At 45.9% G+C, this 12,928-nt stretch carries 11 protein-coding genes and 1 riboswitch; all 11 genes read right to left on the bottom strand.

Annotation, left to right across the window (positions count from 1 at the left end):
• Window positions 1–76: 76 nt before the first annotated feature.
• Window positions 77–1,996, bottom strand: a complete 1,920-nt coding sequence (locus C1A10_RS17065) for a PASTA domain-containing protein (protein WP_101911394.1) — start codon at window positions 1,994–1,996, stop codon at window positions 77–79.
• A gap of 128 nt (window positions 1,997–2,124) precedes the next feature.
• The gene (locus C1A10_RS17060) at window positions 2,125–3,288 is read right to left on the bottom strand and encodes a hypothetical protein (protein WP_145997760.1); all 1,164 of its coding nucleotides are present in this window, start codon (window positions 3,286–3,288) and stop codon (window positions 2,125–2,127) included.
• A gap of 186 nt (window positions 3,289–3,474) precedes the next feature.
• Window positions 3,475–4,098 (bottom strand): DUF47 domain-containing protein, encoded by a 624-nt coding sequence (locus C1A10_RS17055; RefSeq protein WP_101911392.1) that lies wholly within the window; start codon window positions 4,096–4,098, stop codon window positions 3,475–3,477.
• Window positions 4,099–4,123: 25 nt separating this feature from the next.
• A complete protein-coding gene (locus tag C1A10_RS17050) occupies window positions 4,124–5,182 on the bottom strand; it encodes an inorganic phosphate transporter (protein WP_101911391.1) in 1,059 nt (352 codons plus the stop codon).
• A 154-nt stretch (window positions 5,183–5,336) separates the two neighbouring features.
• Window positions 5,337–6,047, bottom strand: coding sequence for an ABC transporter ATP-binding protein (locus C1A10_RS17045; RefSeq protein WP_101911390.1), 711 nt, complete (start codon window positions 6,045–6,047; stop codon window positions 5,337–5,339).
• Entirely contained in the window at window positions 6,040–6,810 is a 771-nt protein-coding gene (locus C1A10_RS17040) for an ABC transporter ATP-binding protein (RefSeq protein WP_101911389.1), read from the bottom strand. The genes C1A10_RS17045 and C1A10_RS17040 overlap by 8 nt, the downstream gene beginning before the upstream one ends.
• On the bottom strand, window positions 6,807–7,874 hold the full coding sequence (locus C1A10_RS17035; protein ID WP_180951228.1) for a branched-chain amino acid ABC transporter permease: 1,068 nt from the start codon (window positions 7,872–7,874) through the stop codon (window positions 6,807–6,809). Before C1A10_RS17035 ends, C1A10_RS17040 begins: the two co-directional genes overlap by 4 nt.
• Window positions 7,875–7,936: 62 nt before the next feature.
• Window positions 7,937–8,830, bottom strand: coding sequence for a branched-chain amino acid ABC transporter permease (locus C1A10_RS17030; protein WP_101911387.1), 894 nt, complete (start codon window positions 8,828–8,830; stop codon window positions 7,937–7,939).
• A gap of 104 nt (window positions 8,831–8,934) precedes the next feature.
• Window positions 8,935–10,110 (bottom strand): ABC transporter substrate-binding protein, encoded by a 1,176-nt coding sequence (locus C1A10_RS17025; protein WP_101911386.1) that lies wholly within the window; start codon window positions 10,108–10,110, stop codon window positions 8,935–8,937.
• Between the two features lie 307 nt (window positions 10,111–10,417).
• Complete coding sequence (locus C1A10_RS17020; RefSeq protein ID WP_242968965.1) at window positions 10,418–11,011, bottom strand: folate family ECF transporter S component; 594 nt, start codon at window positions 11,009–11,011, stop codon at window positions 10,418–10,420.
• Window positions 11,012–11,072: 61 nt separating this feature from the next.
• A riboswitch (THF riboswitch) is annotated at window positions 11,073–11,169 on the bottom strand.
• 60 nt (window positions 11,170–11,229) lie between these two features.
• On the bottom strand, window positions 11,230–12,879 hold the full coding sequence (gene ptsP / locus C1A10_RS17015; protein WP_101911385.1) for a phosphoenolpyruvate--protein phosphotransferase: 1,650 nt from the start codon (window positions 12,877–12,879) through the stop codon (window positions 11,230–11,232).
• Window positions 12,880–12,928: the final 49 nt, after the last annotated feature.

Below are 12,928 nucleotides of genomic sequence, written 5' to 3'. Positions count from 1 at the left end.
TAATTTTTTTTCAGAAAAGATTTTATAAAAAAGCGCCCGCGTTTGCGGGCGCTTTTTTAGTATTTTAAATAATCTGCTAATTATTCTTGGAATGAATCAACCGGCTCTCGGTGTCTTTACTTTTACTTTTGGAGGAAGATTTTGAAGACTTACTGCTCTTATTACTTTTACTGGGGCCGTCTCCCGGGTCTTCTTCCTCTTGTTTATCGTCCTCAAGCAGTTCTTTTTTAATTTTAAGCAAAACTGTACCGTTGTTTTTATCAACCATTGTGCCGGCAACCGGATCGGTTGAAATAATAACGCCCGGTTCATAGTCATTGTTAAATACAGGAATCACTGTAAACTGAAGCTCCAGTTCCGTCAGCGTCGCGGTTGCTTCCTCAATCGGCAGATCGACAAGATCAGGAAGTTCAACCTGTTCGACTCCCTTGGAAACATACAGCGTAATTTTGTCAATCCCTTCTATTGGGGTCCCTTCAACAGGCTGCTGATCAAACACTACGCCTTTTTCATAATCACTGTTAAATTTTTCGACATACTCCAATTGAAACCGTTCCGCAAGATTTGTATTGCCTTTAATGGAATCTGCGGTTTTACCGACCAGTTTGGGTATCAAGGTACTGTCTTCATCACCATCATCCACATAGTCCTCACCGGTGTTTGTCCTGGATGATTCTGATGAGGAAGAAGCACTCGCAGGCTGAATTAAATCACTCAAATAAGTATTTGCAATCCAATACATAATACCTGCCAAAAGACTTGTTGCAACAAATAAAGATAATATCAGCGAAAGTACCGGATGTGTGCGCTTTTTCTTTTGCTTTTTTCCGGTGCTTCCAGATGCCTTTACATGATCCTTCATTTCATACTCCATTGCAGGGGACGGCATAAGCTCAATTCCGCCCTGATAGGTTTCAGATTGACCTCCGCGATTCGCAGGTACATTCTGATAGGCAACCTGCTGATTGTGAAGGATATCCGGACCTTCCATTTTTCTGTGCGGCGCGGGGGAAGCATAAACCGCCGTATTGGAGCCTTCCGTAGCAAGGAGGCTTGCTATAAACGCTTCTACAGTCTGAATACGGTCCTCCACCTCAACAGCGAGGGCTCTGTTAATGGTTTCTACAATATTTTCAGTGATATCACTGGAAATAATCTGTTTATCCAACAAATCATCCCCATAGATTCTGTCCAGGGCGGCGGGGGGCGTCTGCCCTGTGATCGTACGATACGTAATCGCACCCAGTGCGTAAACATCCGTCCAGGTCCCCTGCCAGCTGTTCAGAGAATACTGCTCCGGCGCGGAGTAGCCAGGGAAAAGCTGGGCAGAAATTTCGCTCTTATTGGTACGGGCTGCGGCAATGGAAAACCCGCTTATCCAGAGAGTTCCGGACTGATCCAGCTGGATCGTCTGGGAAGACAAACCTCGATGAATCAAACCCAGTTTATGTAGATTTACCACAGAATGGTAAAGCGGCATTAATAGCTTTTTTGCATAGCGCCAGCTTAGCTTTCCGCCGCTTCGAACCAAAAAGCTCTCAAGCGTTATCGTCTTCAGATAACGGTAAATCGCATACACCGTGTGATTGGCGTGCACTAATTCTTCAATCGGCAGAACATGGCTCGATTCAGACAGTTTCATGACCGAACCGCACAAATCTTCAAAATCAGACATCAAAGCCTTGTATTGGGCTTCTGAACTGGCCAGCGGCTGAACGCTGAAATCTCTGTGGTCCCTGCGGGTGATGCTTGCAGGGACATATTCCCGGACCCAGATACGGGTTTCTTTCTCACAGTCATAACCCACATACCAGGCCCCTTCCGGGTCACTGGACACAAGTTTCCCGACTATGTACTTCTCATTTAACCGGCTTTCCGGCTGAATAAAGTTAATATTTGCAGGCGCGGAAGGATCATATCCGCATTGCTTACAGCGTCCTTCTTCATTGCGCACAGACATGCAGCCCATGCAAAGCCGATGCTCGTTGACTGCCATCTTTGTCTTCTCACTCCAATCTTTCCTTGGCGCACTTCCACTTTGCGCTTCTGATACAATGCGCAAACCGTCCAAAACCCCAGTATAAGATAATATCTATTATAAGCCGTGTATACTATTTGTCAACTTCATTGGGGTTTCAGGAAAAAGATTGCCGCCACAATCTGCAGCAATATCAGTACCGGCATCAAAAAGTTTTCGAAGGTTTTACCGGTTTGCTCCGCCTTATCTTGATAAAGAGGCAATCGTTTTTGGTCCGGCTCCTGCAAAGTGTCCTGCCCTGATAGTGGAACACTCAATTGCAGGTCTTTGCTTGTAACACCAGATGAACTACTCGCTTGTGCAGGGAAATATTCTATATTTTTCTGAACCGAATTTCCAATTGATTCCTTCATCGGCAAAGATTCTTCACCAGAAGAGTGGTCTATTTCTGCATTTTTACTGCGAATAAGCCTTTGGGATTCAGTCGAATCGTTATCGTCGTCTGAATGGGTCTTGTTGGAAACGGTTGATTCTGGCGCTGACGATAGTTCCGGGCTGGATGAAGAGTCTTCATTCGGAGGTTCCGACGGTACCGCAGGTTCGTTTCTGGTTATGACTACGCGCGACAGCATTGGATAGTTTGGCAAATCGCTCCACCCGCCAGGCAATCTGTTATATCCATATAAAGTCAATCTCACATAATTCGTTTCCTCCGGAAGGCTGGCACTATAAAACTCCCGAAAGTAATTACCATAATTTTCACGGTTCTGCCACAAAACCCGATCAAAATTCAGCTGTATTGGACTATAAGTCAAACCGTCTTGGGATATTTCCGCATTTGCGCCATAATAGGGATCATCATCCTCAAAGTTGCCCGAGTCCTGTATAAAGCTTAACGCATACTGGTCACATTTCAAGCTATATATTTGGCTGTCTAGATATAAATACACTTTATCCTGTGGTCTCTGATACTTGCAGCGATACATATTGGAAAGCTGATTCATCTTTGTCAGACCGATTTGTAGAGCTCCCGTATCTGCGACTGTAGCAAAGGTCCCCCCATCGCTGTATAATTCTACGTACAGTTCACTTGCATTTTTAACATGATAATCCACCCACGACTTATTCGCAGCCATAGAAAAAATGGTGTTGTCACCACAGGAACTCCAGCCACTATATGCAGAGAAATCATCAATATTTTGTATAAAATTAACGTAGGACTTCTCTGCGCTCTGGTTCAGACTATCGCACTCATCTAAAAATGGTTCCGCCTGCGCTTTTAAGGAAAGCGCGCAGCCAAAAGTCAGCAAACAAGCTGTCATACAACAAGCTAAATAATTCAGCAGAACCACATCCTAATTAAATATTGAGGATTTTGTTTCTGTATTCAGTATACCAATTACTTCTTAAAATCGCAAGATTATACAAAATTCGACTATTGTATCAAACAAAAAAGATTCTGCCGGCAAAACCGACCAGAATCTTTTCAGTTTACCCTATTCGTTTTTCATAATGACACTGCTTATGGCATCCGCAACATCCTCGCATTTATCACAGCATTTTTCCAATCGCTCGAACATCTGGGCCCATGCAAAAATCTGCACAGGATCTTTTTCATTTACAAAAAGATTACGCAATGCCTCGGTATAAAGTGTATCGCCCTCCTCTTCCAGCCGGTTTATATTTACAATCAAGTCATGAATGACAGTAGATTTTCTGAAATTATGGAACTCTTCCATCATCGTTTTCAGTCCTGCACAGCACTGCACAATGACAGAAGAAAAGCCCTGAGCTTCCTGCCTGATTTCCTGGATATTAAACATGTATACCCGCATTAAAACATCTTCAATGCTGTCTGTCACGTTGTCAATCGCACTGGACAGCGAGATAATATCCTCCCGCTCGATTGGTGTAATAAATTCCTTTGCCAGCATATTCATTGTTTCATGCTGCAATATATCGGCTGAATGTTCGATCTTGTGAATTTCCAGCATTTTTTCAGGTAAAGATTCTTTTTGAAAATCACATAAAGATTCGTGAAGCATAGAAGCGGCCTGACAGGAATAATCGACCATTTCCACAAAGATATCGTAATAACTTTTTTTGGATTTCAGATTCATAATAATCATCCTTTCTGATTGGCCACTAAATTTTAAAGAGGTGTAAAAACAAATTTGCCATTAAAAATCCTATCAGGCCACATCCTGGGAACGTGAGAATCCATGTAAATACCATTTCTTTCACAACGCCCCAGTTTACGGACGAAAGCCGCTTGGCAGCCCCAACTCCCATGATGGCCGTTGTTTTTGTGTGGGTCGTAGATACGGGCGTACCGAAAATGGAAGCAATCAGCAAGCATCCTGCACCTGTCATATCTGCTGAAAATCCCTGATACTTTTCTAATTTCACCATATCCATACCCACCGCTTTAATAATCCGATAGCCGCCAATAGAAGTACCAAGCGCCATCACGATTGAACAAAATGCCATCAGCCATATAGGAATCCGAAAATTGCTGACGGTTCCCTGCCCGTTCGCCAAAAAAACACCCAGCATAAAGACGCCCATAAATTTTTGTCCGTCCTGTGCGCCATGCATGAAAGCCATAGCGGCGCCGCCGGCTATCTGCGCACCTTGAAAGAACAGAGTGGTGCGCCGTCGATTCAAATTTTTACAGATTAATTCGACTATTTTAACCGTGCCCCAGCCCATGCCAAAGCCCAAAATTGTGGAAAGCAAAAGCCCATAAAGCACTTTGATCCATTCATTTCCATTGATACCGGATATTCCCCCCTGCAAAGCAATGGCGGCTCCGGAAATACCCGCAATCAATGCATGGCTTTCGCTGGTCGGTATCCCAAACCACCATGCAACTGTAGCCCAAAGCACAATTGCGAACAAAGCCGCACAAAGCGCTATTAACGCGGCATGTGTATCGCCGCCGAAATCAACCATACGGTAAATCGTTTCCGCGACGGTTGCATTGAGCATTGTCATGCAAAAAACGCCTAAAAAATTAAAAACTGCCGCCATCAGGATTGCGGTTCTCGGAGCCATGGAGCGTGTCGATACGCAGGTAGCAATCGCATTTGGAGCATCCGTCCAGCCGTTTACCATAATCACTCCTGTAGTCAATATGACCGTTATAACAAGCGCCGGACTGGATAAAAGTCTGCCTAGAAAATCCGCAAGCGAAATTGTCATTAACGCTTCCCCTTTTTACAAATTCTTTACTTTACCGTTACATTATATCACAGTCCTACAAAATAGTTTATAATTTTTGCTTTTACATGATTTAATGTAAAATTGACATAAAAAATGTCTGCAATGCTAAAACATTACAGACATTTTTATTACTCTATTTTTTCTTTTTGCCAAGATAAGCCGCTTTTACATCTTCATTTGCAAGTAGCTCCTGCCCGGTTCCGGACATTTTAATCGTCCCCGTTTCGAGCACGTAGCCAAAATTTGCTGCGCGAAGGGCAAGATTTGCGTTTTGTTCAATCAGCAAAATGGTTACGCCCCGTTTATTGACTTCTTTAATAATATCAAAAATGCCTTGTACGACCAACGGCGCAAGCCCCAACGATGGTTCATCCATCATCATCAGCTTCGGATGGCTCATTAATGCCCGCCCAACCGCAAGCATCTGCTGTTCTCCGCCGGAAAGTGTTCCCGCCATCTGCCAGGAACGTTCTTTCAGCCGCGGAAACAAATCGTAAATCCAGTTGTAATCATCCGTCAGGTCTTCCCCTTTGCGCAGATAAGCACCGATTTTCAGGTTTTCATAAACGGATAGATCCGGAAAAACACGGCGCCCTTCGGGGACCAGAGTGATCCCTTTTGCAACAACCTGTTCGGTCGCTGTTCCGGTAATGTCCTCATTCATGTATAAAATTCTGCCCGACTTCGGTTTCACCAGCCCGGAGATTGCGCGCAGCGTCGTGCTTTTTCCCGCACCATTCGCGCCAATCAGCGTTACAATACTGCCTTCCGGCACCTCCAGGCTGATTCCTTTGACAGCTTCGATACCGCCGTAGGAAACACGTAAGTCTTCAATTTTAAGCATCTTCCTGCACCCCCAAATAAGCCTGAATGACACGATCGTTATTCTGGATCTCATCGGGCGTGCCTTTGGCGATTGTTTGACCGAAGTCCAGTACATAAATTCTGTCGGAAATTTCCATAACCAGATCCATATGGTGTTCAATCATAAACACCGTAAGATGATAATCATCTTTTACGGTCTTAATAAATGCGGTCAGTTCATCTGTTTCATGGGGGTTCATTCCCGCCGCCGGCTCATCCAGCAGCAAAAGTTTGGGATTTGTCGCCAGAGCACGTGCAATTTCGAGATGGCGCTGCATACCGTAAGGCAGAGAGCTGGAGATTTCGTTTTTTACCGCAGTCAAACCAAGCCGCTCCAAAAGCTCTTCACATTCATTCTTCATCTGCCGTTCCCCGTACAAAGCTTTTGGCAAACGCAGGGTCGCGGAAAGAAAATTGTAGTTTACATGAAGATGCTTGGCTATCAGCACATTTTCCATTACGGTCAAATCTTTAAACAACCGGATATTTTGGAAGGTGCGGGCGATACCGAGTTTTGTAATCTTATCAGGGCTTTTTCCTGTGATATTTTGGTCTTCAAACAACACGCGCCCGCTTGTGGGGATGTAAACACCGGTAATACAGTTAAATGCTGTCGTTTTTCCCGCCCCGTTCGGTCCAATTAACGCTACAATCTCGCCCTCATTCACTTCAATGTTGAGCGAATCCACCGCGACAACGCCGCCGAACTGCATGACAACATTTTCAGTTTTTAGAATACTCACTTTGCGGCACCTCCTTTGGCGGATTTTATCCGAAACGCATTACGCACTTTGTCAGGCACCTTTTTCACATATTCCCAGGACAATTCCTGATTTCCCATAAGCCCGCGGCTCCAGAATAAAACGATTGCCATCAGTAAGATTGAAAAGACAACCATTCTCAGGCCGGGACGGAACAACGGAACGTTCCAGCCAAAAATTGCATGCGGTTCATCCAGCAGACGAAGCCACTCCAAGCCTGCTGTAACAATAAATGCGGAAATAATGGTACCGGAAATACTTCCCATGCCGCCAAGCACAATGATGAGCAGGAAATTGTAAGTCAAGGTAAAATAGAACTGCTTGGGGTCAACCGTTCCGAGCAGGGCCGCAAACAGACCGCCGCCGATGCCGGCCAGAAAGCCGCTGATTGTAAAGGACAGAACCTTATGCTTAAACAGGCTGATGCCCATGGCCTCCGCAGCAATTTCATCCTCTCGAATTGCCTTAAAAGCTCGCCCGTAAGTAGAATTAATTAACAAAAACATAAATATCACGACTAAAATCGCAATACCAAAAGTCCACCACAGCCTGTTAATGGTCGGTATTCCCTTTATTCCAAGCGCACCGTTCGTGATTGTCTGCGTATTTGTAAATACGATACGGATGATCTCGGAAAAACCAAGCGTAGCGATTGCAAGATAGTCGCCCTTCAGGCGCAGAACAGGAAATCCGATCAAGAATGCGAAGAAAGCCGATACAAATCCGCCGAGCAGGAGCGCAACCACAAACGGCAGCTCCAGATTAGCAATAGCGGGGTTCTGCGGAACCAGATAGAACATTGCAGCCCGCGATTCAACGGGTACAGTGAATACGGCTACGCAATAGGCTCCCACCGCCATGAATCCCGCCTGCCCCAGAGAAAACAGACCAGTAAAGCCGTTTACAAGATTCATAGAAAGGCCAAGTATCGTATAGATCGCGCACAGATTTAAAATTCTGCGCACATAAGAATTCACGGTAATATCCGCGATGAATACAAAAATCAGAACGACTACCAGCAGGATTCCGATTCGGACATATTTCATCCTGTTGCTTTTTTGATTTGCCCCAGAGGCATTGACGCTATTTCCCATTCGCCGCAGCCTCCTTACACTTTATCGGTCTGTTTTTCGCCCAAAATACCCATTGGACGGAAAAGCAGAATGATAATTAATATAATAAACGCGATTGCGTCACGGTACCCTGTCAGGGACGGCAGAAATGCAACGAGCAGGATCTCGGCAAGGCCAAGGATAAATCCGCCGAGCACCGCACCCTTAATATTGCCGATACCTCCGATGACTGCCGCGATAAAGCATTTCAATCCCGGCATAACACCCATCAGCGGCTGAATGCTCGAATATTTCATCCCCCACATCAGCGCACCCACCGCCGCCAGGCCGGAACCAATTCCAAATGTAGCGGAGATGACGCCGTTGATCTCGATTCCCATCAGGCGTGCGGTTTCATAATCCTTTGACACAGCGCGCATTGCCATGCCCAGCCTTGTTTTATTAATGATAAACAGCAAAACAAACAAAAGAAGAATTGTCACTACCGGTACTACAACGACCAACGGCTGAATCAAGACTCCGCCAACGCTGAATGGTGTTGTCATAAATTTAAATTCCGGAAACGCTTTGGGAATTCCGGAAAACAGATAAGTAGCAAGATTCTCAAGCAAGAAGGACACGCCGATTGCCGAGATCAAAATTGATGTTCTGGGAGCGTCGCGCAGCGTACGGTAGGCCGTACGTTCCACGACGATACCAAGCAGCGCAGTCAGAAGAACTACCGCCAAAAAAGTAATATACCACGGGATATGAAACACCGCGATTCCGAAAAAAGCAAAATAGGCAGCCATCATTACAATATCGCCGTGAGCGAAATTGATTAGACGCAAAATACCATAAACCATTGTGTAGCCTATGGCGATTAGCGCATAGAGGCTGCCTAATGAAATGCCGTTTGTCAACTGTTGCATAAATGTCGCCATCGTCATAGCAGCTTACCTCGAATACTAAATTTTGAATAACCGATAGAAATACCGGCAAGCGTACCCTTATAAAAAGGATACGCTTGCCAATTGTCAGGAACAAAAGGGAGTTATTTCATCTTAACGGTATCCAGGAAAGTGAATTTGCCGTCCTTCACCGTTTTGATAATCGCGACGTCTTTATCCGCATCGCCGGTTTCATTGATTGTAATTGCACCGGTTGCGCCCTGGAAATCCTTTGTCGCCGCAATGGCATCGCGCACAGCGGTACCATCCGTGGAACCGGCTCTTTCAATCGCGTCCAGCGCAAGCATATAGGCATCGTAGCCGAGAGCCGCAACAGAGTCGATATTTCCCTGTTTATCCGGATATTTTTTATTGTATGCCTCAACGAACTTTTTGCCTTCGTCATTGACCGGGTTTTTGTCATCGAAGAAAGTGGTCATAATTGCGCCTTCCACATCGGAGCCGCCAACCTCAATGAACGGACCGGTTTCCCATGTATCGCAGCCGATAAACGGAGCGGTGATCCCCTGTGCACGGGCCTGCTTGATGATCATAGCGGATTCCGTGTAGTTGCCGGGAGCAAAGATGGCATCCGGATTGGAAGACTTCAGGTTGGCAAGAATACCGGAGAAGTCGGTATCATTGGTCTGATAGCTTCCGCCGTCAATAATTTCTCCGCCCTTGGCTTTAAAGTTTTCAGAGAATATTTTGACAAGTCCGGTGGAATAGTCATTGGATACTTCCTGAATTACCGCAACTTTCTTTGCGCCAAAATTATCCGCGCAATAGTTTGCAACAATGCGGCCCTGATCGGTATCAATGAAGCAGACACGGAAATAATAATCATTACCCTGGGTTACCAGCGGATTGGTGCAGGATGCACCGATAGCCGGGACTTTATTTGTTTTTACCAGGTCACCGGCAGCAATCGAAAGAGAGGATCCCCAGGAACCAAGAATGCAGGCCACCTTCTCTTTTTCAATCAAACGAGCCGCGGCCGTAGTCGCCTCCGCCTTATCTGACTTATTGTCAGCCTGCACAAGAACAACCTTTTTGCCCAACACTTCCGGGCGCATTTCATTGGCCAGCATCATGCCTTCTACCTCGAGCTGACCGCCTGCTGCATTCGCACCGGTAAGTGGTTCGAAAATACCGATCTTAATGACATCCCCGTCAGCCGAACCAGCGCCGGATGTATCATTTGTTGCCTTTGATCCGCAGCCTGCCAAAGTTCCAATTGCCAGAACTGCCGCCACTGACGCCGCAAGAATTCTTTTCATCTGATTTTCCTCCTAAATTCATGTCGGAATTTCACAATTAGAAAAACAACTGTCTTTCAATTGCATACACTATATTATAGCAAAAAAGGCGGGAATTGCAAGATAACTCGTTAAAATAAATTACGATTTCCTGTTATATACAAATTCACTATCGTCTAATGCTGCTCTTTTGGAAACATAAAACTCAATTTTTGAATATTATTTATATATGATCTTGTCTTTAAGTTCATTTAATTAGATATTATATACAATAAATTTAGCCGGGTAATATAAAAAAGTCCAACAGCTGTTGGACTTTTTTATATAGCTAAATGTGGTTGTTTTCGTTTCGAACAGGCCGGAACTCACGCACCTTTTTCAGCAGAAAATAGAGCAGCGCGGTTTCTATCGGCAGCATCAAAACATTTTTCAAGAGGCGGGCGCCGACTAATACATAAAACGCATCGCCATACATCATTGACAGCCAAAGTGGGGTCAGAGTCATGTTGATTACCAAAGTTGTCGTAAGCTTGGCTGCGAAAGTACGTTTCAAGGTTATCGGTTTTTGGTAAAGGAATAGCCCATAGAGAAAGCCCTGCAGGAACTCACTCAATGTAAAGCCCGGAAAAAATGGCCCGTTGGGCGGTCCCACGAAAAATTTCAGGATATCTGTCCCCGCACCAATCAGCCCTGTCAGCACCGGGCCATAGAGCATACCCGAAACTCCGACCGTGAGAAACGAGAACCCGAGTTTTTGCGTCAGGCTGAGCACCACTGTGAACTGGTTGAGAATCACATTCAGCGCGGAAAGCATGGCCGCGCCCGTCAGGGAAGAAACGCGGCGCAGTTCCTGAACAGAAGACTCCACCAGTGCAGGCATCTTGCGCAGATCCGCAAAAAACACACGAATAGATTGCAACATAAAAAAACCTCCTTTCATGTAACAGTTTGCTACATGAAAAGAGGGGTCGCTCTTTGGATGCAGCAGCGGGATGCGAAGACTGTACCGCAAGTTTCCTTTTCGTCCATCCGACAACTCCCCGTTCGGACAGCACTTAACGCACAGACTTCTACTCTGCTATGAGTGAACATATTGTAACGTATTTTTTGATTATTTGCAAGCGCTTTTCAAAATAAAGACTAGACAAAACTGACTTCCTGTTTGGATAAATCAATGGAGCAAATTTTGTCGCGTACTCTTAAAATGGAGGAAGGCGCAACGGAAAATTCAGTAATACCCATGGAAAGATAGAGGTCCGTCAAATCCGTATTTGAGCCTGATTCCCCGCACACAGCACACCAAATTCCGTTTTTGGCGGCATTTTCAGCAGCAATGCGCATCAGCCTGAGCACTGCCGGATGAGCCGGGTCGTAAAGTTCGCTGATGGAAGCGTTCATCCTGTCAACCGCAAGAACATATTGCGTAAGATCATTCGTACCGAATGAGAAGAAATCCACCTCATTCGCAAGCTGATCGCTCAGGATTGCGGCGGAAGGTGTTTCAATCATGACTCCAAGTTCCACTTTCGCAAAAGGGATTTTTTCTTCTCTTAATTCAGCCATGCAGGATGCAAATGTCTGCTTTACATGGCGGACTTCATCTAACGACGTAACCATTGGAATCAGGACAGACAGTTTTCCATATGCAGACGCACGCAGTAAAGCGCGCACCTGAGTTATAAAAATATCAGGCCTGCGCAGACAGATGCGAATGGCGCGGCAGCCCATGGCGGGATTCTCCTCATGGGGCATATGAAGGCACGGTGCGGGTTTGTCCGCACCTAAATCCAGCGTCCGAATGACTACACGCCGGCCGGCCATTCGTTCCAACACAGATTTATAAATCAAAAACTGCTCTTTCTCTGTCGGGAAACGGTCATTGTCCAGATACAGATATTCCGTCCGGAATAATCCGATTCCTTCTCCCCCGTTTTCCAAAACGGAATCCACATCATCCGGATGGCTGATATTGGCGCAAACCGAAACCGCGGTTCCATCCAAAGTACGGCTCGGAACCGCTACAAGCTGTTCCAGACGCTGCCGGTCATTTTCGTACGCGGCACGTTTACGCTCATATTCCCATAAAATTGTCTCGTCCGGGTCGGGAATTACAACACCGCTCGCTCCGTCCACCACAATCGTCTGCCCATTATTCAGCATAGAAAGCTGCATTCCTGTTCCCACCACGGTCGGAATTCCCATCGTGCGGGACAAAATCGCGGCATGTGACGTCTTGGAACCGGTGCAGGTAACGACCGCCAGAACCTTGCTGCGGTCCATTCGAATTGCCTCGCTGGGCAGCAGATCCTGCGCGGCTAAAATAAATGGTTCCTCTCCTTCACAAAGATCGCGCACATGTTCTCCGTTTAACATACTGATAATCCGATTGGAAACGTCTACTACATCAGCACTTCGTTCCCGCATATATGGGCTTTCCATCTGACGGAACATGGAGGCAAATTGTGCGCCTACCTGCTGAACGGCATATTCGGCGGAAACATGTCCGCCGGTAATCGCTGATTCCACCTGCGCAATATAGGCATGATCGTTTAAAAGTACCTGATGGATTCTGAAAATCATCGAATCTTCCGGGCCGACTTTTTTCAGTGCTATGCCGCGCAGTTCCTCAATCTTATCAATTGCACGCTGACGAGCATCATGGAAACGTGAAAGCTCCGCCTCAATATCCTGAACTGTCCGCGGCGCAATGGTTGATACTGTGTTATCGAACACACGAAGTTTCCCGATTGCGATTCCTTCGCACGCCCCTACTCCGGTGATCTTCTTCATTGCGCACCCTCCGTTCCGCGTTTGTTCATTCCGTCTTATAGATAGTACG

The organism is Marasmitruncus massiliensis, from assembly GCF_900186535.1.
GTDB classification, from domain to species: Bacteria; Bacillota; Clostridia; order Oscillospirales; family Ruminococcaceae; genus Anaerotruncus; species Anaerotruncus massiliensis_A.
This window is presented reverse-complemented; position numbering and strand designations above follow the sequence as displayed.

What these genes read in the sequence shown, in the direction of transcription:
- C1A10_RS17045 (WP_101911390.1), bottom strand. Translation starts at nt 6,047, where the DNA reads ATGCTTAAAATTGAAGACTTACGTGTTTCCTACGGCGGTATCGAAGCT.
- C1A10_RS17020 (WP_242968965.1), bottom strand. Translation starts at nt 11,011, where the DNA reads ATGTTGCAATCTATTCGTGTGTTTTTTGCGGATCTGCGCAAGATGCCT.
- C1A10_RS17035 (WP_180951228.1), bottom strand. Translation starts at nt 7,874, where the DNA reads ATGAAATATGTCCGAATCGGAATCCTGCTGGTAGTCGTTCTGATTTTT.
- C1A10_RS17030 (WP_101911387.1), bottom strand. Translation starts at nt 8,830, where the DNA reads ATGACGATGGCGACATTTATGCAACAGTTGACAAACGGCATTTCATTA.
- C1A10_RS17065 (WP_101911394.1), bottom strand. Translation starts at nt 1,996, where the DNA reads ATGGCAGTCAACGAGCATCGGCTTTGCATGGGCTGCATGTCTGTGCGC.
- C1A10_RS17050 (WP_101911391.1), bottom strand. Translation starts at nt 5,182, where the DNA reads ATGACAATTTCGCTTGCGGATTTTCTAGGCAGACTTTTATCCAGTCCG.
- ptsP (WP_101911385.1), bottom strand. Translation starts at nt 12,879, where the DNA reads ATGAAGAAGATCACCGGAGTAGGGGCGTGCGAAGGAATCGCAATCGGG.
- C1A10_RS17025 (WP_101911386.1), bottom strand. Translation starts at nt 10,110, where the DNA reads ATGAAAAGAATTCTTGCGGCGTCAGTGGCGGCAGTTCTGGCAATTGGA.
- C1A10_RS17055 (WP_101911392.1), bottom strand. Translation starts at nt 4,098, where the DNA reads ATGAATCTGAAATCCAAAAAAAGTTATTACGATATCTTTGTGGAAATG.